This window comes from Serratia sp. HNCC26DJ244, assembly GCF_057180565.1.
This window is the reverse complement of sequence record NZ_JBXUGO010000021.1, coordinates 60,596-79,843: the sequence shown is the minus strand read 5'-3', so window position 1 is coordinate 79,843 and position 19,248 is coordinate 60,596. Positions and strand designations below refer to the sequence as shown.

20 protein-coding genes and 1 other RNA gene are annotated in these 19,248 nt (G+C 49.5%); 13 read left to right on the top strand and 8 right to left on the bottom strand.

Going from position 1 to position 19,248, the window contains the following annotated elements:
* Window positions 1–289, top strand: a 289-nt coding sequence (locus tag AC2A06_RS15585; protein ID WP_484379315.1) for an autotransporter outer membrane beta-barrel domain-containing protein, incomplete at its 5' end; no start/stop codon positions are given.
* A gap of 164 nt (window positions 290–453) precedes the next feature.
* Here the strand turns inward: AC2A06_RS15585 and AC2A06_RS15580 are convergent.
* A complete protein-coding gene (locus AC2A06_RS15580; protein ID WP_484380871.1) occupies window positions 454–1,842 on the bottom strand; it encodes a WG repeat-containing protein in 1,389 nt (462 codons plus the stop codon).
* 109 nt (window positions 1,843–1,951) lie between these two features.
* On the bottom strand, window positions 1,952–2,284 hold the full coding sequence (locus AC2A06_RS15575; RefSeq protein ID WP_023489757.1) for a GIY-YIG nuclease family protein: 333 nt from the start codon (window positions 2,282–2,284) through the stop codon (window positions 1,952–1,954).
* A 407-nt stretch (window positions 2,285–2,691) separates the two neighbouring features.
* Between AC2A06_RS15575 and AC2A06_RS15570 the strand changes: the two genes are divergently transcribed.
* The 4 genes from AC2A06_RS15570 (at window position 2,692) to AC2A06_RS15555 (ending at window position 4,521) form a co-directional block, all read left to right on the top strand.
* On the top strand, window positions 2,692–3,591 hold the full coding sequence (locus AC2A06_RS15570; protein ID WP_484380870.1) for an EamA family transporter: 900 nt from the start codon (window positions 2,692–2,694) through the stop codon (window positions 3,589–3,591).
* 201 nt (window positions 3,592–3,792) lie between these two features.
* On the top strand, window positions 3,793–4,233 hold the full coding sequence (locus AC2A06_RS15565; RefSeq protein WP_484380869.1) for an antitoxin PaaA2 family protein: 441 nt from the start codon (window positions 3,793–3,795) through the stop codon (window positions 4,231–4,233).
* A 53-nt stretch (window positions 4,234–4,286) separates the two neighbouring features.
* Complete coding sequence (locus tag AC2A06_RS15560; RefSeq protein WP_484380868.1) at window positions 4,287–4,403, top strand: hypothetical protein; 117 nt, start codon at window positions 4,287–4,289, stop codon at window positions 4,401–4,403.
* Window positions 4,366–4,521 carry a type II toxin-antitoxin system RelE/ParE family toxin gene (locus tag AC2A06_RS15555; protein ID WP_484380867.1) on the top strand — a complete coding sequence of 52 codons (156 nt, stop codon included), beginning with the start codon at window positions 4,366–4,368 and terminating at the stop codon, window positions 4,519–4,521. The genes AC2A06_RS15560 and AC2A06_RS15555 overlap by 38 nt, the downstream gene beginning before the upstream one ends.
* A 132-nt stretch (window positions 4,522–4,653) precedes the next feature.
* Here AC2A06_RS15555 and loiP read toward each other — a convergent pair whose 3' ends face one another.
* Complete coding sequence (gene loiP, locus AC2A06_RS15550) at window positions 4,654–5,406, bottom strand: metalloprotease LoiP (RefSeq protein ID WP_023489753.1); 753 nt, start codon at window positions 5,404–5,406, stop codon at window positions 4,654–4,656.
* Window positions 5,407–5,771: 365 nt separating this feature from the next.
* Between loiP and tkt the strand changes: the two genes are divergently transcribed.
* Window positions 5,772–7,766 (top strand): transketolase, encoded by a 1,995-nt coding sequence (gene tkt, locus AC2A06_RS15545; protein ID WP_484380866.1) that lies wholly within the window; start codon window positions 5,772–5,774, stop codon window positions 7,764–7,766.
* 98 nt (window positions 7,767–7,864) lie between these two features.
* Here tkt and AC2A06_RS15540 read toward each other — a convergent pair whose 3' ends face one another.
* The gene (locus AC2A06_RS15540) at window positions 7,865–8,152 is read right to left on the bottom strand and encodes a putative quinol monooxygenase (RefSeq protein ID WP_023489751.1); all 288 of its coding nucleotides are present in this window, start codon (window positions 8,150–8,152) and stop codon (window positions 7,865–7,867) included.
* A 461-nt stretch (window positions 8,153–8,613) separates the two neighbouring features.
* On the opposite strand from AC2A06_RS15540, the gene epd reads away from it, so the two are divergent.
* From epd to argO, 5 genes are all read left to right on the top strand, one after another.
* Window positions 8,614–9,630 (top strand): erythrose-4-phosphate dehydrogenase, encoded by a 1,017-nt coding sequence (gene epd / locus AC2A06_RS15535; RefSeq protein ID WP_484380865.1) that lies wholly within the window; start codon window positions 8,614–8,616, stop codon window positions 9,628–9,630.
* 94 nt (window positions 9,631–9,724) lie between these two features.
* Entirely contained in the window at window positions 9,725–10,888 is a 1,164-nt protein-coding gene (gene pgk, locus AC2A06_RS15530) for a phosphoglycerate kinase (RefSeq protein ID WP_473197006.1), read from the top strand.
* A gap of 163 nt (window positions 10,889–11,051) precedes the next feature.
* Complete coding sequence (gene fbaA, locus AC2A06_RS15525; RefSeq protein WP_023489748.1) at window positions 11,052–12,131, top strand: class II fructose-bisphosphate aldolase; 1,080 nt, start codon at window positions 11,052–11,054, stop codon at window positions 12,129–12,131.
* Window positions 12,132–12,703: 572 nt separating this feature from the next.
* Window positions 12,704–13,519, top strand: coding sequence for a small-conductance mechanosensitive channel MscS (gene mscS / locus AC2A06_RS15520; RefSeq protein ID WP_023489747.1), 816 nt, complete (start codon window positions 12,704–12,706; stop codon window positions 13,517–13,519).
* Between the two features lie 286 nt (window positions 13,520–13,805).
* A complete protein-coding gene (gene argO, locus AC2A06_RS15515; protein ID WP_484380864.1) occupies window positions 13,806–14,411 on the top strand; it encodes an arginine exporter ArgO in 606 nt (201 codons plus the stop codon).
* 71 nt (window positions 14,412–14,482) lie between these two features.
* Here argO and AC2A06_RS15510 read toward each other — a convergent pair whose 3' ends face one another.
* Complete coding sequence (locus tag AC2A06_RS15510) at window positions 14,483–15,376, bottom strand: LysR family transcriptional regulator ArgP (RefSeq protein WP_023489745.1); 894 nt, start codon at window positions 15,374–15,376, stop codon at window positions 14,483–14,485.
* Between the two features lie 184 nt (window positions 15,377–15,560).
* Between AC2A06_RS15510 and rpiA the strand changes: the two genes are divergently transcribed.
* The gene (gene rpiA, locus AC2A06_RS15505; protein WP_023489744.1) at window positions 15,561–16,217 is read left to right on the top strand and encodes a ribose-5-phosphate isomerase RpiA; all 657 of its coding nucleotides are present in this window, start codon (window positions 15,561–15,563) and stop codon (window positions 16,215–16,217) included.
* 367 nt (window positions 16,218–16,584) lie between these two features.
* Window positions 16,585–17,823, top strand: a complete 1,239-nt coding sequence (serA, locus tag AC2A06_RS15500; protein ID WP_023489743.1) for a phosphoglycerate dehydrogenase — start codon at window positions 16,585–16,587, stop codon at window positions 17,821–17,823.
* 79 nt (window positions 17,824–17,902) lie between these two features.
* On the opposite strand, the gene AC2A06_RS15495 is transcribed toward serA, so the two are convergent.
* From AC2A06_RS15495 to zapA, 3 genes are all read right to left on the bottom strand, one after another.
* Window positions 17,903–18,508: a 5-formyltetrahydrofolate cyclo-ligase gene (locus AC2A06_RS15495; protein WP_484380863.1), complete on the bottom strand. Its 606-nt coding sequence runs from the start codon at window positions 18,506–18,508 to the stop codon at window positions 17,903–17,905.
* Between the two features lie 33 nt (window positions 18,509–18,541).
* Window positions 18,542–18,725, bottom strand: a non-coding RNA gene (gene ssrS, locus AC2A06_RS15490) — 6S RNA.
* A gap of 56 nt (window positions 18,726–18,781) precedes the next feature.
* Entirely contained in the window at window positions 18,782–19,111 is a 330-nt protein-coding gene (gene zapA, locus AC2A06_RS15485) for a cell division protein ZapA (protein ID WP_023489741.1), read from the bottom strand.
* Between the last annotated feature and the right edge of the window lie 137 nt (window positions 19,112–19,248).

Below are 19,248 nucleotides of genomic sequence, written 5' to 3'. Positions count from 1 at the left end.
AGGTGTGAAGTTCGCCAATGATATGCAGATGGCGGGGGATAAAACGGGCAAGACGGTATTCACCACCTATGCGGCGGTTAATTACATTGGCAATAGCCAGATGTCCGGTGTTTCCATGAATGGTACCACCCTGCAACAGACGGGTAACCGCCATCTGGTCGAAGTGCAAGTGGGGGCTGAAGGCAAGTTAAATAAAGACTTCACTGTTTGGGGTAACTTGACCAATCAAATTGGTGAACATGGTTATGACAATAAAGCGGTGATGGTTGGGGTGAAATACACGTTCTAACGGACTGTTTTTATTGAGATAATACTATTGAGAGAATGTGATCTAGAAAATCAGGGGCGAGGTGACTCGCCCTTGTTATTTTTGTTACCTACCCATTGTTGGAATTATTCAGGTTTGAGGGGCGAAATTGTCACGGAGAGTGAAGACCCTGTAAATGATTCCAACTAGTTGTCACCGACATGCTTATTGATATCTTTAAATGGCAGTTTTTTTAATTGTCGTGTTTGCGGATCGAATGACATATAGGTATAGATGAGCTCGGTGGTCACGACATCGGTATCTTTATCTTTATGGGATGAACCCTCATCGGTCATCAGGTAGATACCGCTGATATCAGTTTGTTCAATTTTGTGAAACTGCGGTTTGATCACCCAATTGCCGCTTTTATCGACCAAACCGAAGGTGTTGCTGGCATCATCTTTGGCAATATAGCGATCTTGCTCAGCCAGTTCATTGGTGAGCGTTTGGTTGAATGTATTGCTTTTTTCCTGCATGGCAAGAAGATAGATCACCACAGATTCAGGTTGTGCCACAAATTTTACTTCCTGCTGGATCTGTTTTTTATTATTTTTTTCCAACGCTTTTTTACGCTCGTCGGTGAGTTTTTCCAGATGCGCCTGTAACGCTTTGCTATCGGTGAATTGGTTAATATCACGACGTGTTTTCACCAAGTCATCACGATACTGTTTAAACTGTTGTAGTTGCTCATCAGAGGGCATCGAAGCGAAACTGCTGCCAGTTCTTGGTAATACCTGTCCGGAAGCAGTCAAGCCCTCCACCAGATAATGTGATGCTTCAGGCAGGGCCAGTTGTAATGACACTTTGCCCCCTTTAATACTGATAAGCTGATAGCTTGAACCATCGTCAGTGGTCATTTTGGGCTGATCTTTATTCAGAACGACTTTTTTAAAAGAGCTGTAAGAGGGATAACGGATTTCGAATTCGATACCTTTTATCGGTTTACTGGTGGGTAATGTAAACGTCGAGCTGGCACTGAGGTAGTAGTAGCCGTCATCTGCCTCAGAAATAATAACCGGTTGCAATTTTTGTTCACTACCATCCCAGAAGGAAACCTGGGTGATTTTATATTGTAGGTCCGGTTCATTATCCTTTGGCCATGCATCAGCAAACAGTTTCTCCAATGGCTTATTGGAAAAACGGATCTCTGAGCCTGTAGAGGTAATAGCTTGCTTGAAACTAGTCGTCTGTGTTTTTTGGCTATTCAACCTGTTGACCAGTTGCTGTGTCGTTAATGGTGTGAAGGTTTTTTCATATCGGATGGGCGATTCAGTTCGATAATCGACTCCTGGTTTACCGGGAGAGACTTCAAACTTTATGTTCTGCACCATCTTAATCGCTTGCTCAAGGGTTTGAATAGTATCGTTGGTTTCGGCTATCAGATAATTCAGACGTTTTTCCGCTTCGGGCATTGATAGCGTGGCGATGTCATCGATCTCGCCTGCATTCATCTCTTGTTGTTGAGCCTGAGCACTACTAACCATCAGCATCAACGCACTAAAAAAAACGGCTATAGGAGATGATACTTTTTCCATTTTCAATTCAAGTTATCCTAACGTTTGGTTATGTAGGGTGGTTACACACTAGCGATATTGCCGCCAGGGGCATGGCGAGTAAATGATCAATCGGTCATTTTCGCAGACTTTACGGTGCGTTCAACTGCCTGCGCTTCAGCTCTTCGATGGGCAATAGCGGCTCCAGAGAGTGCGGTAGGCTGGTAATCAACTGCTCTTTCTGTTTTTTGCTCAATTGTTTAACCCGATATTCCAGCTTGAGTGCGTTGGAGTGGTCGCCGACTTGGCAATGAAATACCAGCGTCAGTGGTCCTTTGCCACGCAGGGCTTTCGCCCCTTTGCCTGCCTGATGTTGTGCCAACCGCCGGGGGATATCGGTGGTGATACCGGTATACAACATACCGCCTGACATACGCAGCATGTAAAGCGACCACACTGTTTTACTGTGCTCGCTCTGTGTCATGCTTTGCACCGAAATGGCTCATCAGTTATCAGGTCTCTGATGATGAATTTACCACTAGACAGCTTGCCTTTAGCGTGGTTATTTCTTGCCAGCTTTTCCGTTGGCTGCATGGTCGACATGGGTAATCCCCGGCTTGTTGAGTGCTTCCCTTATTCTATACCCAAGTTTAATCCAACTCTAAGAGCCTAGCCCTCTATAGTGGCGGAGGCGGCAAGTTTGCCGGCTTCAGGCTTGAACGCGGCTCTTGCAGTATCCCCGTCAGGGGGGGCCTGTGGGCCCTTATCTATCAGCGACGTTCTGACAGCGGCTGAGGCGTTTTCTCTGGGGGTAAGTGCATTATTCCCTATAATTTTTGTGATATTCTCGGCATATTGAATTCCATCTATTAATTATCTGCTGGATCAAAAATGGGCTCCACCAAAAAAGGGATACTGAGCGTCTTAGCTGCTGCCATATTGTGGGGGAGCTCAGGGGTGTGTGCGCAATATATTATTGAGCAGGGGCAGGTTCCCTCGCCATTTTTGACCATGACGCGTTTGTTGCTGGCTGGGCCGATTTTACTGATGATCGCCCTGGTGCACGGTGACAAGGTGTTTGCGATACTGAAAAACCGCAAAGATATCATAAGATTGCTGGTATTTTCTCTGTTCGGCGCAATGATAGTGCAGTTAACCTTTCTTTTGGCGATTGAACACTCGAATGCCGCCACCGCAACGATACTGCAATTTTTATCCCCTTCGATCATCGTCACCTGGTTTGCACTAGTACGCAAGAAACGCCCCGGTGGCGTGCTGCTTGTTGCAATTATCACCTCACTGGCAGGGATGTTCTTGCTGGTCACTCATGGTGATCCCACTTCACTTTCTGTCTCACATGCCGCCCTGTTCTGGGGTATTGCGTCAGCTTTTGCAGCTGCATTTTATGTGACTTATCCACCAAAGTTGATTAGCCGCTATGGCACATTACCGATTGTTGGCTGGAGTATGTTACTGGGGGGGCTGATGATGGTGCCATTTTATGCCGGGAAAACCCCCGATTTTGTGGTCAATCTCCGCTTATCATTAGCCTATCTCTACCTTGTGCTGTTTGGCACTGCCTTGACCTTTAGCCTCTATCTTAAAGGTGCTCAGGTCATTGGCGGCTCGAAAGCCAGTGTGCTCAGTTGTGCTGAACCACTTAGCAGTGCACTGCTGTCATTATTGCTCTTGGGGGTGGTTTTTACCTTCCACGATTGGGTCGGTACCTTCCTGATTTTATCTTCCGTGGTACTGATTTCTATGGATTCACGTCGCAGTCTATCTGCTTAGCCTGTAACAGAACGGTACGCCATGCTACCTGCCTCGCAATACCGGAAAGAGGCGGTAGTAGGTACGGTTTAGCTATGGCATAACCCCATTTAAAGCATCTGGTGACGATATGCTGTTTTTTATTGCTTAATGCGCAATCTATAGTAAATTGCAATAATCAATATTATTAATTGCAGCGCTATATCACCAGAGAGCGATTTTATGGCAACGGAAACTATCGATCATTCTACCCTGCATCACTTGGTTGAGGCGGGAGCCGTCTCTGCGGCTCATGTTGTTGGCACCCAGGGTGGGTGGGTATTGGTCGTCAGATATGGTTTGTTGGAGCGGTCATTAGCCGCACAGCGTAGTCGGCAGGTACGGCTATTTAAGCGATTGGAGACACTTGTGAACTATTTGAAAGATATCGGTATTGTACGGTTTGATGTTGATGCATCTAACTTCACCTCAGAGCGCCTGCCGAGGCATGCTCGCCCAGACCGTTCAATTGCGTTAAAGCGGGCACATGAAGCGGCTGCTTATGATGCTTGGTTCAGAGAGCAGGTGCAGGCATCAATGGATGATCCTCGACCAGCAGTGTCACATGAAGAAGCTAAGCATCAGTTCGCCGCCCGTAAAGCCGCTTTACGTAAGGTGCCTTAATGCGGTTGGGGTTGGAATGGAAACCCATCTCCTTGGTAGACAGGGAAAAGATAATGGATTATATCGCCCGAGGTAATCCCCAGGCTGCAGCGTTACTGGATGATGCGTTTGAGAAAGCCGCAGAGCGAGCCCGTGAGCGGCCTGAGATGTATAAAGTGGGGTCGTATTAATGGCACCAGAGAAGTGGTTGTTCGGCCCAATTACGTTCTGATCTATCAGGTTAATGGTACAACCGTAGAGGTTTTACGCATATTGCATGTTGCGCAACAGTGGTCACTAACTGAGTAAAAAGGTCAGTTGCTGCATCGATCAGTCTAAATTCAAAAATAACAGTGAGATATACCCAAATTTATTCAAGTTGCCAGTTAAAAACGGTCAGCGTTTTGTCTGGCAACTTGAACTTTTTTAGCTATAAAACAGTTATTTACCGGCGGCGATACGGTCGCGAATATGTTGTGCGCGGGCTTCGGAAGCAGGGTGGTCATCAAACATACTGCTCTTGCGCCCGCCTTCCATTTTGGCCAGTTTTTCGAAACTGGTGACAAGACCATTCGGGTCAATCCCGCGTTTTTTCAGCAAATCAAACGAGTAATCATCCGCTTCGCTTTCCTGTTTTTGTGAAAACTGCGCATTAACCAGTTTTTCACCCAAGTCAGCCAACTGTGACTGGGAGAGGGAACCCACTACTCCGCCTGCTGAAGAGGCCGCAGTGCGCAGGGCGACAGTTCCGTAAGCGACCTGTAGCTTCTTGCGAGTATGACCCAGCGCGACGTGGCCCATTTCATGCCCCAGTACGCCTTCCACTTCGTTGTCGGTCATCATATCCATCAGACCGCTGTAAACGCGGATACAGCCATTGGCCATGGCCCAGGCATTCACGTCGTTGGTCATGTAAACTTTGTAGTTAGCTGGCGTGCCGTTGATGTTATCCCCTAATGCAGCGGCGATTTTGTTCAAGCGCTTGGCATAGTCGCTGTTTGCCGGGGCAATTTGCGCTTTACTGTCCATCTCGGCACAAGATTTATCACTCAGTGCTATCACGTCGTTGTCGCTCAGTGTCGCGGCCTGGAAGGCTTGAGCGCCGGATTGCATCAAGGTATTGGTATTCAGGTTTTGGCAACCGCTTAATAGCGCAGTAATACTCAATGCAATTAAAGAAATACGTATCTTCATGAAACTATCTTCCTGTGATGGTAAAAGGGGCTATCCATGCCTGTGGCGCTGATCTGCAACTTTACGTAACCTAGATGAGGCCAGGGGAGCGGAGATACCCTATCAATTGTAAGTACCCTGCGCGTTATATCCCTTTGTTCGGGTGCCAGTCAAATAATCAAGGTGAGTTCCCCGCCAAGAGTGCTGCAATTTGAGCAACAATAGGTATAGTGTTACAGCGAAACACGGCTTACAGCGAAACACGGTACTAATGTGCCGATAAGTTGTGATCTCACTCGCATTTACCATTAGAGATTGCCGTTTTGATGCAGAGTCTGAGAAAATAGAAAAACTGACTGCTTTTTAAATCCGACTTGGAGTAAAACATGTCCTCTCGTAAAGAACTTGCCAACGCTATCCGCGCACTCAGTATGGACGCTGTCCAAAAAGCCAATTCCGGCCATCCGGGTGCCCCGATGGGGATGGCAGATATCGCTGAAGTTCTGTGGCGTGATTACCTCAACCACAACCCGACTAACCCACATTGGGCTGATCGTGACCGTTTTGTCCTATCTAATGGTCATGGCTCCATGCTGATTTACAGCCTGTTGCACCTCACCGGTTATGATTTGCCGATGAGCGAACTGGAAAACTTCCGCCAACTGCACTCCAAAACTCCCGGCCACCCAGAGTACGGCTATACCCCAGGGGTAGAAACTACCACCGGGCCTTTGGGGCAGGGGATAGCCAATGCCGTGGGCTTTGCCATTGCTGAACGCACGCTGGCGGCGCAGTTCAACCGCCCAGGGCATGACATTGTCAACCACCACACCTATGTCTTTATGGGTGATGGTTGCATGATGGAAGGCATCTCACACGAAGCCTGTTCCCTGGCGGGCACCATGAAATTGGGTAAACTCACCGCGTTCTACGACGATAACGGCATCTCCATTGATGGCCACGTAGAGGGTTGGTTTACCGATGATACGGCCAAGCGCTTTGAAGCCTACGGCTGGCACGTGGTGCGCGGCGTAGATGGCCATAACAGCGAATCTATCAAAGCGGCAATTGAAGAAGCACGTAAAGTGACTGACAAGCCTTCACTGCTGATGTGTAAAACCGTGATCGGCTTCGGTTCGCCAAGTAAGGCGGGTACCCACGATTCGCACGGCGCTCCATTGGGTGCGGCGGAAGTGGCGGCTACCCGTGAAGCACTGGGTTGGAAATATCCGGCGTTTGAAATCCCGCAAGAGATTTACGCACAGTGGGATGCCAAAGAAGCTGGTAAAGCCAGAGAGAATGCCTGGGATCAAAAGCTGGCAGCCTACCGCCAAGCCTTCCCAGAATTGGCAGCGGAGTTCCAACGCCGTGTGAATGGTGAGTTGCCTGCTAACTGGAAAGTCGAAGCGCAGAAGTTTGTTGAGCAGTTGCAGGCTAACCCGGCCAATATTGCCAGCCGCAAAGCCTCACAGAACTCATTGGAAGCCTTTGGCAAAATTCTGCCAGAATTCCTCGGTGGCTCTGCTGACCTGGCACCGAGCAACCTGACCATGTGGTCTGGCTCTAAATCACTGAGTGATGATCTGGCGGGTAACTACATCCACTACGGTGTGCGTGAATTCGGTATGACCGCCATCACTAACGGTATTGCGCTGCACGGTGGTTTCCTGCCGTATTCAGCAACGTTCCTGATGTTTGTGGAATATGCCCGTAACGCGGTGCGTATGGCGGCATTAATGAAGCTGCGCAACCTGTTTGTCTACACCCATGACTCCATCGGCCTGGGTGAAGATGGCCCAACCCACCAGCCGGTTGAGCAACTGGCTAGCCTGCGCACCACGCCAAACATGAGCACCTGGCGCCCTTGTGATCAGGTGGAATCCGCTATCGCCTGGCAATATGGTATCGAGCGCAATGACGGCCCAACCACGCTGGTATTCTCGCGCCAGAACCTGACCCAGCAGCCACGTAGTGCTGAGCAATTGGCTAATGTTTACCGTGGTGGTTATGTGCTGAAACAGTGTGCTGGTACTCCGGACGTGATCCTGATTGCTACCGGTTCTGAAGTGGGCATCACCGTGGAAGCGGCAGACAAACTGAGTGCCGAAGGGCATAAAGTACGGGTCGTCTCTCTGCCATCTACCGATGCCTTCGATAAGCAAGATGCTGCTTACCGTGAGTCTGTACTGCCTGCCGCAGTAACGGCCCGTGTGGCGGTGGAAGCAGGCATTGCCGATTACTGGTACAAGTATGTTGGCCTGAACGGTGCCATTGTGGGTATGACCAGCTTCGGTGAGTCAGCTCCGGCAGACCAACTGTTTAAAGAGTTCGGTTTCACCGTGGATAACGTGGTCGCCAAGGCGAAAGCGTTGTTGAAGTAATCGGGTTTTCAGTTGTGCTATCAGGGGCGAATATTTCGCCCCTGATTCTTTGTGGGAGTAGGGCAATTCTCCCGGCGATTTGAATGACGACCCGCTTCTTACAACGGCGTCACTTTTTTCACTTCCAGACTAACCAGTTTCCCTTCTAGTTCAGCCAGAAAAGCACGGAAGTGGTTGGTTTCGGTATGTTCCTGCAGGGCTTGTGCTGAGGCCCAGCGTTCAATAAATACATAAGCGTCGGGGTGGTCCACTTCCTGATGTAAGTCGTACTGCAGGCAACCCGCTTCAGCACGGCTTGGTGCCACCATAGCACGCAGCGCTTGCTCTACGGCGGTACGGTGTTCAGGGGTAGCGGTAATCAAGGCAACGACTTTAACTTCACTCATTTGGGCTCCTAGTCCTATTATTCAGTCATATCCAGTTCTGGGTTGTTAGTAGAAAAATCATCGAACCGTGGTTATTCAGGTGGTAGGTATCTGAATAAACACAGGCTTAGAGTCTATGTCAAACCGGGTGTGAAAATGTGCGCTAGATCATTTTATTTGGGTAAAATCAGCTGAACTTGTCAGGTGGCTTATTGCACCTGTTCCTTTTGGTAAAGCTTTGGTTTATCCTCAGCTGAAGCGTTTCAGTTGGTAGGGTTGCGAGTGGAAACGTCAGGTCAGTGTGAAGGGTTGCGATAGACCGCACAAGTTTGAGGAATAACGAATAGAGTGGTTCACAGTAAGCGGCGCGCTAAAGTACGCTATAGTCGTCATCATTCAGGTTGCTGGGGTTGTCTGCAATTTGCAGTATGGCGAGTATAAATGACGATCACTGGCGTAAAGACGCGTTCCCAAGGAGTAGCATGACCATCCGCATAGCAATCAACGGTTTTGGGCGTATTGGCCGCAGCGTTTTGCGCGCGCTGTATGAATCAGGACGACGCGCTGACATTTCTGTTGTCGCCATCAATGAATTGGCTGAGGCTGAGGGGATGGCGCACCTGCTGAAGTATGACTCCAGCCACGGTCGTTTTGCCTGGGATGTACGCCAGGAGCTTGATGTGCTGAGCGTTGGGGATGATAACATTCGCTTACTGCATCAACCGGTATTGCAACAGTTACCCTGGCGGGAACTGGGGGTTGATGTAGTGCTCGATTGCACCGGGGTATACGGCAGCAAGGCGGATGGTGAAGCTCATTTGCAGGCAGGGGCCAAGAAGGTACTGTTTGCTCACCCGGGCAGCAATGATCTGGATGCCACTATTGTGTTTGGGGTTAACCACCAGACACTACGTAAAGAGCACCGGATTGTGTCCAATGCCTCCTGTACCACCAATTGCATTATTCCGGTGATTAAACTGCTGGATGATGCTTACCACATTGAATCCGGGACTGTCACCACCATCCACTCCTCAATGAACGATCAACCGGTGATAGATGCCTATCACTCGGATTTACGGCGTACCCGTGCGGCGAGCCAATCGATTATTCCGGTGGATACCAAGTTGGCTGCTGGTATTACGCGTATTTTTCCGCAGTTTTGCGATCGTTTTGAAGCTATTTCGGTGCGGGTACCCACGATTAATGTGACCGCCATTGATCTCAGCGTCAGCGTTAGTTCTCCGGTACAGGTGAGCGAGGTCAACCAGCTGTTGCAAAAGGCGGCACAGGGTTCATTTCGTGGTATAGTTGACTACACAGAAGTACCACTGGTTTCCATCGATTTTAACCATGATCCGCACAGTGCCATCGTTGATGGTACGCAAACTCGGGTTAGTGGGCAGCACCTGATCAAAACCCTGGTCTGGTGTGACAATGAATGGGGCTTTGCCAACCGGATGTTGGATACCACACTGGCAATGGCCGCAAGCGGTTTCTAGTAAGGGCTTGTTTTAACAAGTCTAAGGTGGCACCAGCGTTGTGTTGGTGCACCACTCAGGCAACTTTGAAGAGAATCAACCAAGAGGGTTCACCATGTCTGTAATTAAGATGACCGATCTGGATCTGGCCGGTAAACGTGTTTTGATCCGTTCTGATCTCAACGTACCAGTGAAAGACGGTAAAGTGACGTCCGATGCACGTATCCGTGCCTCCCTACCGACTATCGAAGCAGCACTCAAGCAAGGCGCGCGCGTGATGGTCACTTCCCACCTGGGGCGTCCTACCGAAGGTGAGTACAATGAAGAGTACTCTCTGCTGCCAGTGGTCAACTACCTGAAAGAGCATATGACATCACCAGTACGTCTGGCGAAGGATTATCTGGATGGTGTGGAAGTGGCTCCTGGGGAACTGGTGGTTCTGGAAAACGTCCGCTTCAATAAAGGCGAGAAGAAAGACGATGAAGCCCTGTCCAAGAAATATGCAGCGCTGTGCGACGTGTATGTGATGGACGCCTTTGGTACTGCACACCGTGCGCAGGCGTCTACCCATGGCGTGGGTAAGTTTGCTCCTATTGCTTGTGCTGGCCCGCTGTTGTCGGCAGAACTGGAAGCGCTAGGCAAAGCACTGGGCAACCCAGCACGCCCAATGGTGGCGATTGTCGGTGGTTCTAAAGTGTCTACCAAACTGACGGTGCTGGATTCCCTGTCCAGAATCGCTGATCAACTGATCGTCGGTGGTGGTATTGCCAACACCTTTGTGGCCGCTCAAGGGCACAATGTGGGTAAATCCCTGTATGAAGCTGATTTGATCCCTGAAGCGAAAAAGCTGCTGGAGACCTGTGATATTCCTGTTCCTACCGATGTGCGCGTAGCCACTGAGTTTTCTGAAACCGCTACCGCGACCCTGAAGTCAGCTAGTGATATCAAAGACGACGAGCAAATTCTGGATCTGGGGGATGTGTCTGCACAGCGTCTGGCCACGATCTTGAAAGATGCCAAAACCATTCTGTGGAATGGCCCGGTGGGCGTATTCGAGTTCCCTAACTTCCGTAAAGGGACCGAAATTGTTGCACAGGCTATCGCCGATAGCGACGCTTTCTCTATTGCTGGTGGTGGCGACACACTGGCTGCGATCGATTTGTTCGGTATTGCTGACAAAATCTCCTATATTTCTACCGGTGGCGGTGCTTTCCTCGAGTTTGTGGAAGGCAAACAACTGCCAGCAGTAGTCATGCTGGAAGAGCGCGCCAAGAAGTAATTCAGGCATTAGCGGGGGGAGATTGGCCTCCCGCTTGTTTTATTCCCCACAATTGCGATGACAGTTGCGATGCGGGGAATTTCATCCATCGCTACTTGCCCGCTTTCATGTTGTCACTTGAGAGCGTGACGGGTACACGGCCAACGAAATAGGGCGAAACCACATGTCTAAAATTTTTGATTTCGTAAAACCGGGTGTCATCTCAGGTGATGACGTTCAGAAAGTCTTTGCTATTGCCAAAGAGCACCATTTTGCACTGCCTGCAGTAAACTGTGTGGGGACTGACTCCATCAATGCCGTGCTGGAAACAGCCGCCAAAGTGCGTGCTCCAGTGATTGTTCAGTTCTCTAACGGTGGTGCTGCGTTTATCGCTGGTAAAGGCGTTAAAACCGATGTCCCACAAGGTGCTGCTATTCTGGGTGCAATTTCTGGCGCTCATCATGTGCATCAGATGGCGGAGCATTATGGTGTGCCAGTGATCCTGCACACTGACCACTGTGCCAAGAAATTGCTGCCATGGTTGGATGCATTGCTGGATGCCGGTGAGAAGCACTTTGCCGCGACCGGTAAACCTCTGTTCTCTTCTCATATGATTGACCTGTCTGAAGAGTCACTGGAAGAAAACATCGAAATCTGCAGCAAGTACCTGGCGCGTATGGCGAAGATCGGTATGACGCTGGAAATCGAACTGGGTTGCACCGGTGGTGAAGAAGATGGTGTGGATAACAGCCATATGGATGCTTCTGCCCTGTACACTCAACCTAAAGATGTTGATTACGCTTACGAGAAACTGAACGCTATCAGCCCACGTTTCACCATTGCAGCCTCTTTTGGCAACGTACACGGTGTTTACAAGCCAGGTAACGTAAAACTGACCCCGACTATTCTGCGTGATTCCCAAGAGTATGTTTCCAAGAAACATAACCTGCCGCACAATACGTTGAACTTTGTGTTCCATGGTGGTTCAGGTTCTACTGCGGCTGAAATCAAAGAAGCCGTCAGCTACGGTGTAGTGAAAATGAACATCGATACCGATACCCAGTGGGCAACTTGGGAAGGTGTACTGAATTACTACAAAAAGAACGAAGCTTATTTGCAAGGCCAACTGGGTAACCCAGAAGGTGCCGACAAGCCAAACAAGAAATACTATGATCCGCGTGTATGGGTGCGTGCAGGCCAGACCACGATGATTACCCGTCTGGAATTGGCGTTCAAAGAGTTGAATGCCATCGACGTGCTGTAATATCTAGGCCATAGGCATTGATAACGAAGGCTCCCATTGGGAGCCTTTCTATTTTTTAATTCAGTAATTTCATTTTTAATTCAGTAATCCCGCCCCGACATTAATCGATATATACCCAAGTTCAATCAAGTTGCAGGACAAACCGCTGTGCGTTTTGAACAGCACTTGCGTTGGTCCGCAGGGCGAAGCTCATGGATGAGATTCATTAATCCCGATGAGCTTACTAGGGTAAGTGATTCGGGTGAGGGACAAATCCGCCTGGACAAATCGGTCAGGAATCAATTTGAATACCGCTTTGCGGCAACCCGAAGGGGAAATTACAGGGAATTGATTTCTAACGGATTTTAACGCTGCTTGCAGCGGCCTTAGGGATGAGGCGAATAACCGCAGCCAACACCGCTGCGGTTTGATTGGTGACGGGGATATACCCTACCTGCCAGAGCGTTTTCCAGTACAGATGGCATTGTAGTAAAAGGTTGGTTACCCTTAGCTTGTCGTTTTTATACCGTTGTTACTTCTTTAGTCTATTTTGCTTATTTTACCCCTCAGGGGCTTAGTCGTGGGACCTCAAAATGAAAGATTTTAATGTAATAGAAGATATTAATAAGGCCAGTAACTGGGTCGTGACCCATCAGGATTTACTGTTGCAATATGTGGTGAATATTGTCGCGGCAATCATCATTCTTATTATTGGTTGGCTGGTTGCGCGTATCGTCAGTAATGCCTTGAGGCGTGTGATGAAACTGCGTGGTATTGATGATACCGTGGCGGGTTTTCTGGCGACGATGGCGCGTTATGCTATTTTGGCATTTACCCTGATTGCGGTGTTGGGGCGGGTGGGGGTACAGACGACCTCGGTGATTGCGGTGTTAGGCGCCGCGGGTCTGGCTGTGGGTTTGGCATTGCAAGGCTCCCTTTCCAACTTTGCCGCAGGTGTGTTGCTGGTGGCTTTCCGCCCAATGCGGGCAGGTGAGTTTGTTGATCTTGGTGGGGTCGCTGGTACGGTAGATGAGGTACATATTTTTTCCACCACGTTGCGTACTGGCGACAATAAAATGATTGTGATACCGAACGGTAAAATCATTGCTGGCAATATTATCAACTTTTCCCGCGAGCAAGAGCGCCGCGTGGATATTATGGTGAGTGTGGCTTATCACGCTAATATCGACCTGGTGAAACAAGTGCTGGGGGAGGTGATCGCTGCCGATAAACGTATTATGCATGATAAAGGCGTCACCGTGCGCTTGAATGAAATAGCCCCAGCGGCACTCAATTTTGTTACCCGTAGTTGGACCAGTAGCGCTGAGTATTGGGATGTCTACCATGATTTGATAGAAAACTTTAAACGTCAGCTAGATGCTCACCATATTGGTGTAACCATGCCTTAAATGGGGGGCATTTACAGCAGGTGAGCCAAGCAGGTGAGCCAAGCAGGTGAACAATAGCTAGAAATGCTGTTGTTGATACTGAGCGTCATTAGGGGGCGTTTATTCGCTCCCCTCACTGATGAGCAAGGCTGGGGATTGATTCGTTTGCTGCGTTACTTGGTCACAGAGCGAGTATTAGCAATATTGATGGCTGATTAGAATTATCTATTTCTCCTAATGATTTTCTCTTCGTATGATGAGCGTATTGAACCACACAGACGCTATTTTTTATCTCCAGTAGGAATCTATGTTAACCACTTATTTGCAGGGACTTATGCTGAGTGCCGCGATGATCTTGCCGCTGGGTCCACAAAATGTTTTTGTGATGAATCAGGGGATCCGCCGCCAGTATCATCTGATGATTGCCTCGTTATGTGCATTGAGTGACATTGCCTTAATCTGTGCGGGTATTTTCGGTGGTAGCGCGTTGCTAAGCCGCTCGCCAATGCTGTTAACCGTGGTGACCTGGGGTGGGGTGGCTTTCCTGTTGTGGTATGGCTGGGGGGCCTTCCGTGCGGCTTTCAGCCAGCACCTTGAACAGGTCGCCGCGCTAGAGATGCAACAGAGCCGCTGGCGTATTCTGGTCACGATGCTGGCAGTCACCTGGTTGAACCCCCATGTTTACCTCGATACCTTTGTGGTCCTCGGTAGTTTGGGGGGGCAACTGATGGAGGAGATGCGTTTATGGTTTGCCTTGGGGGCAGCCAGCGCTTCCATTCTCTGGTTCTTTGCTTTAGCCCTGCTAGCTGCGTGGTTGGCCCCCTGGTTGCAGACTCAAATGGCACAGCGTGTTATCAACCTGCTGGTGGGGGGGGTGATGTGGGGGATTGCTCTGCAACTGGCTTGGTATTGACCTCATGTACCCGTTGTCATTCAGGTGGTACGCCACCAGGGTTTGAATGGCAACGGATAGAGTAATGCCACTTAATCTTGCCTTAACACCTTATGCCCGTGGGACAGGATGGCATCGGTGACCTTACGCATCATACGGCTCTCTGGCGCAAACCGGTGCCAGAACAGCATCCGGCGTTGGAACAGGCCGGGTGTTAGATCGATTAATTCCCCATCTGCCAGCTCTCGCTCTATTTGCAGATGCGGGATCATACAGCAAGTGGTGCCTTGCCGTGCCAACTGCACAAAGGCCTCTGACGAGTTAACAATATGGCAAGGAACACTACCCGGTGAAAGGTCAAAATTTTGCTGGAGAAATGCTTGATGCATATCGTCGAGATGGTCGAAGGCCACCGCAGGGGCTTTTAACAGTGCAGTGCGGGTAACACCTTGAGGAAAGTAGCGCTCGGCAAACGGTTTTGATGCGACAAACAGGTAGTCAAGGGCACCCAGTCTGTCCACCAGGCAGCTTGGCAGCGGTTGTGGCTGGATACTGACCGCACCAACCACCTCTCCGCGCCGCAGGCGCTCCTGGGTTCGAGTTTCATCTTCAACCTGCAGGTTGAGGCGGATAGGGGAATCAGCCAGCACCGGTTTTAATGCCGGTAACAACCAGGTTGCCAGGCTGTCGGCGTTAACTGCCAACGACAGCAGTAACGGTGTATCAATACCGTTATCATTACCCAGCCACTCTTCTTCCAGCAATTCCACCTGGTGTAGCAAAGCCAGTAACTTCTGACCCTGCTCAGTAGGGCGAGGCGGCACAGTACGCACCAACAAAGGTTGACCGAACAGGTTTTCCAACTGTTTGATACGTTGGGATACTGCCGATTGGGTGATACACAGTTTTTGTGCCGCACGCTCAAAGCCGCGTTCACGGATCACCGCGTCCAGCGCTTGTAATGTCCTATAGTCTGGGCGTTTCATCGGAGAAATATCCCTTAAAATAAATTGAGTGAAAACGTTCAATACGCTTGTTGTTGGCAACCAGAACCAACTTATGCATCGACAAATGTGCGGTAGCTTAAATAAGTCTCTTTTAGCCTAAGATGTAGATGAAGATTTACCTTATAATACGTATTCGTTTTCGTACATAGGCAATGAACAGATTATGACTCAGGATGAACTCAAAAAAGCGGTAGGTTGGGCTGCATTGGAGTACGTGAAACCAGGCACTATTGTGGGTGTCGGCACGGGTTCTACCGCAGCGCACTTTATTGATGCTCTTGGAACCATCAAACATCAAATCGAAGGGGCGGTATCCAGTTCAGATGATTCCACAGCCAAACTCAAGAGCCTGGGGATCACTGTTTATGATAGTAACGAAGTGGATTCGTTGGATATCTATGTTGATGGTGCGGATGAGATCAACCGTCATATGCAAATGATCAAAGGTGGGGGCGCCGCGCTGACCCGTGAGAAGGTCATTGCTGCCATGGCTCGCCAATTTATCTGCATTGTCGATGCCAGCAAACAGGTGGATGTTCTGGGGAAATTCCCATTACCTGTGGAAGTGATCCCCATGGCGCGTTCTTATGTAGCGCGTGAATTGGTCAAGCTGGGGGGGCTGCCTGAATATCGTCAGCACGTGGTGACCGATAATGGCAACGTGATCCTTGATGTATACAATTTGAATATTCTTGATGCGGTTGCCTTGGAAAATAAGATCAATGGCATCGCCGGTGTAGTGACCGTGGGTTTGTTTGCCAACCGTGGCGCAGATATTGCGTTGGTGGGAACCGCGGATGGTGTGAAGGTCGTCAAGTAAGAGACTCTCGGCGGCGCAGTTGGTTTACTGCGCCTGCTGATACCTGTCAGCCATTCAGGCTGCATCATTTTGCTATTAAATGATATTTTCTTAAATTCAGTTTTTTTGGTGATATATATCACATTCTAATAAGAAGCATTGTCGGGCTTCTGTCTAATGACTTCCTGATGGCATTTTCCACCAGAAACGAAAGCGATGACTGTACCTTGTGTAGGGCAGCAGGCAATCGTTTGGTCTTGCCCGACGTGTAATTTTTGTTATGTTGGTAGGCGTGCTGTTGGTTTCAAGCTGGAGACTGCCAGTCTGAATGGCGATGGATAGTGTTCCACAACAGCCACTTCTGAGGTCTGAACATAGGGTCGGGTAAATGGCAAAAGTATCATTGGAGAAAGACAAGATTAAGTTCTTGTTGGTTGAAGGGGTTCATCAAAGCACCGTAGATAACCTGCGTGCCGCTGGATATACCAATATTGAATACCACAAAGGTGCGTTAGACACTGAATCGCTTAAGGCATCGATCCGTGATGCGCACTTTATCGGTCTTCGTTCGCGCACTGAGTTGTCGGAAGAGGTGTTTGCTGCCGCAGAAAAACTGGTGGCCGTGGGTTGTTTCTGTATTGGTACCAATCAGGTTGATTTGAAAGCGGCCACCAAGCGTGGCATTCCGGTATTTAACGCACCGTTCTCCAATACGCGATCCGTGGCAGAAATGGTACTGGGGGAACTGTTGCTGATGCTGCGTGGTATCCCCAGCGCCAACGCCAAGGCCCACCGTGGTCAGTGGCAAAAACTGGCTGTTGGCTCCTATGAAGCACGTGGCAAGAAACTGGGTATCATCGGTTATGGTCATATCGGCACTCAGCTCGGCATACTGGCCGAAGGGCTGGGGATGCACGTGTTCTTTTACGACATCGAAAACAAGCTGCCATTAGGTAATGCTCATCAAGTCCGTCATCTGTCCGATTTGTTAAATATGAGCGATGTGGTGACACTGCATGTGCCAGAAACACCGTCCACCAAGAATATGATCGGTGAACAAGAGTTGGCATTGATGAAGCCAGGGGCGATTCTGATTAATGCCTCACGAGGGACAGTGGTAGATATTCCTGCGCTATGTCAGGCTTTGTCTAGCAATCATCTGGCGGGCGCGGCGATTGACGTGTTCCCGGAGGAGCCAGCCACCAATAGCGATCCTTTTGAATCACCATTGTGCCAATTTGACAATGTGCTGTTGACGCCACATATCGGTGGTTCAACCCAGGAAGCACAAGAGAATATCGGTGATGAAGTGGCGGGCAAGCTGGCGAAGTACTCTGATAACGGTTCTACCTTGTCAGCGGTCAACTTCCCGGAGGTTTCGCTACCTTCCCATGCACCAAGCTCCAGCCGTTTGCTGCATATCCATGAGAATCGCCCAGGGATCCTGACGCAGATTAACCAGATCTTCGCTGAAGAAGGGGTAAACATTGCCGCTCAGTATCTACAAACCAGCGCAGAGATCGGTTATGTGGTGATCGATATCGAAGCCACCACTGAGGATGCGGCGGTGGCCTTGCAGCGGATGAAAGCGATTGAAGGCACGATTCGCGCCCGTCTGTTGTTGTAGTTGGAATTAGTTATAACGAAAGATTAGTTGTAACAGGTTATCAGCGTAAACCATAAGGCCGGAGTGATCCGGCTTTTTGTTATCCAATGTGCCATGCCCAGCACTTGGTGGGGGTAATAATCTCCGGTAGCGCAATATCCCATGATTCCACGGGTAAGGCGCTAACCTGCTGGCAATCATGTGCCAGCCCGATAGGGTAAGGGCCACCACGTTGCCAATGCTGCAGGGTCCGATCGTAAAATCCGCCCCCCATCCCCAAACGCCCCCCTTGTGAGTCAAAGGCCACCAGTGGCGTTAAAACCACGGCTAACTGTGATAATGGCAACACATTACGTACATCCAGCGCCGGTTCCAAAATATGGAAGCGATTTTCAACCAGCACGGTTTGCTCGGTGTAATGCAGGAACAGCAGATTGCCAGGGCTGAATGGATGCAATACCGGCAGATAAACCTGCTTGCCCAGTTGCCATAACTGCTTAATCAGCGGGCCAGTATCCAACTCCCCATCAAACGAGAGATACAGAGCAAGATGTTGCGCGGCTTGAATACGCGGATGTTCGGTGACACGAGTCACCAGTTGATTGGCATCACTTTGTTGCTGTTGGGGGGATAGCGTGCGCCGCCGTTGGCGGATTTCATGACGAATGGCTTGCCGTTGCTGAGTAAATTGTGCTTGGAGTGCCATAGTACCAGACCGGCAAAAAATAGATGAAGGTGAAGGATCTCCGAGATGCCGCCGCAGGCTGTAACCCTTGAACCCATGGTTCAAGGTGAACGCACCGTCGCAACCTTCAGGCTCCTCGGACGAACCGAGTATGCACACCGATCACAGAGCAATACATTCTATTGGTACTAAATATCGGCTCAGGGGACTGGCCCGCTGGCAAACATCTCAGAGAAATCTGTTAACTCATTGCCGAAGCCTTCAACTTCCACAATGATATTTATTCAACGCTATTTATTCGAACTGCGCACCCTGATGTTCAGTGATGCGACCTTGCTCAAGCAGTGCCTGTTCAATGGTCTGTTGCAGCATACGAATTCTTTGTTCCATATTGTTCGCATAATCACGAGTTTTCAAGCGTTCTTGTGTAAGTTCGTGACAAACATTCAATGCTGCGATAAAAACGAGTTGTTCTGTATTTGTGACTCTAGTGCGAACTTTCAGATCTTGCAACCGTTGATTAAGATCCTCTGCGGCCATATTCAACGCATCTTGTTGTTCTGGCGGACAATTGACTCTTAACGAGCGGCCAAAAATTTGTATATCTACCGGTTGTGCAGACATGCCACCTTCCTGCCTAAATTTCGCGCCAACAATTTTTCGCGCAAACACTGGCCAACGATTGCCGCGCTATCAAAACGGGCGCCACTATATATACCACGGTACCAAGATACAACACTTTTTCAGTCACAGATGATAGC

What these genes read in the sequence shown, in the direction of transcription:
- mscS (WP_023489747.1), top strand. Translation starts at nt 12,704, where the DNA reads ATGAAAGATTTTAATGTAATAGAAGATATTAATAAGGCCAGTAACTGG.
- AC2A06_RS15510 (WP_023489745.1), bottom strand. Translation starts at nt 15,376, where the DNA reads ATGAAACGCCCAGACTATAGGACATTACAAGCGCTGGACGCGGTGATC.
- AC2A06_RS15575 (WP_023489757.1), bottom strand. Translation starts at nt 2,284, where the DNA reads ATGACACAGAGCGAGCACAGTAAAACAGTGTGGTCGCTTTACATGCTG.
- pgk (WP_473197006.1), top strand. Translation starts at nt 9,725, where the DNA reads ATGTCTGTAATTAAGATGACCGATCTGGATCTGGCCGGTAAACGTGTT.
- AC2A06_RS15495 (WP_484380863.1), bottom strand. Translation starts at nt 18,508, where the DNA reads ATGGCACTCCAAGCACAATTTACTCAGCAACGGCAAGCCATTCGTCAT.
- argO (WP_484380864.1), top strand. Translation starts at nt 13,806, where the DNA reads ATGTTAACCACTTATTTGCAGGGACTTATGCTGAGTGCCGCGATGATC.
- AC2A06_RS15580 (WP_484380871.1), bottom strand. Translation starts at nt 1,842, where the DNA reads ATGGAAAAAGTATCATCTCCTATAGCCGTTTTTTTTAGTGCGTTGATG.
- rpiA (WP_023489744.1), top strand. Translation starts at nt 15,561, where the DNA reads ATGACTCAGGATGAACTCAAAAAAGCGGTAGGTTGGGCTGCATTGGAG.
- tkt (WP_484380866.1), top strand. Translation starts at nt 5,772, where the DNA reads ATGTCCTCTCGTAAAGAACTTGCCAACGCTATCCGCGCACTCAGTATG.
- zapA (WP_023489741.1), bottom strand. Translation starts at nt 19,111, where the DNA reads ATGTCTGCACAACCGGTAGATATACAAATTTTTGGCCGCTCGTTAAGA.
- epd (WP_484380865.1), top strand. Translation starts at nt 8,614, where the DNA reads ATGACCATCCGCATAGCAATCAACGGTTTTGGGCGTATTGGCCGCAGC.
- AC2A06_RS15560 (WP_484380868.1), top strand. Translation starts at nt 4,287, where the DNA reads ATGGATTATATCGCCCGAGGTAATCCCCAGGCTGCAGCGTTACTGGAT.
- serA (WP_023489743.1), top strand. Translation starts at nt 16,585, where the DNA reads ATGGCAAAAGTATCATTGGAGAAAGACAAGATTAAGTTCTTGTTGGTT.
- AC2A06_RS15565 (WP_484380869.1), top strand. Translation starts at nt 3,793, where the DNA reads ATGGCAACGGAAACTATCGATCATTCTACCCTGCATCACTTGGTTGAG.
- loiP (WP_023489753.1), bottom strand. Translation starts at nt 5,406, where the DNA reads ATGAAGATACGTATTTCTTTAATTGCATTGAGTATTACTGCGCTATTA.
- fbaA (WP_023489748.1), top strand. Translation starts at nt 11,052, where the DNA reads ATGTCTAAAATTTTTGATTTCGTAAAACCGGGTGTCATCTCAGGTGAT.
- AC2A06_RS15570 (WP_484380870.1), top strand. Translation starts at nt 2,692, where the DNA reads ATGGGCTCCACCAAAAAAGGGATACTGAGCGTCTTAGCTGCTGCCATA.
- AC2A06_RS15540 (WP_023489751.1), bottom strand. Translation starts at nt 8,152, where the DNA reads ATGAGTGAAGTTAAAGTCGTTGCCTTGATTACCGCTACCCCTGAACAC.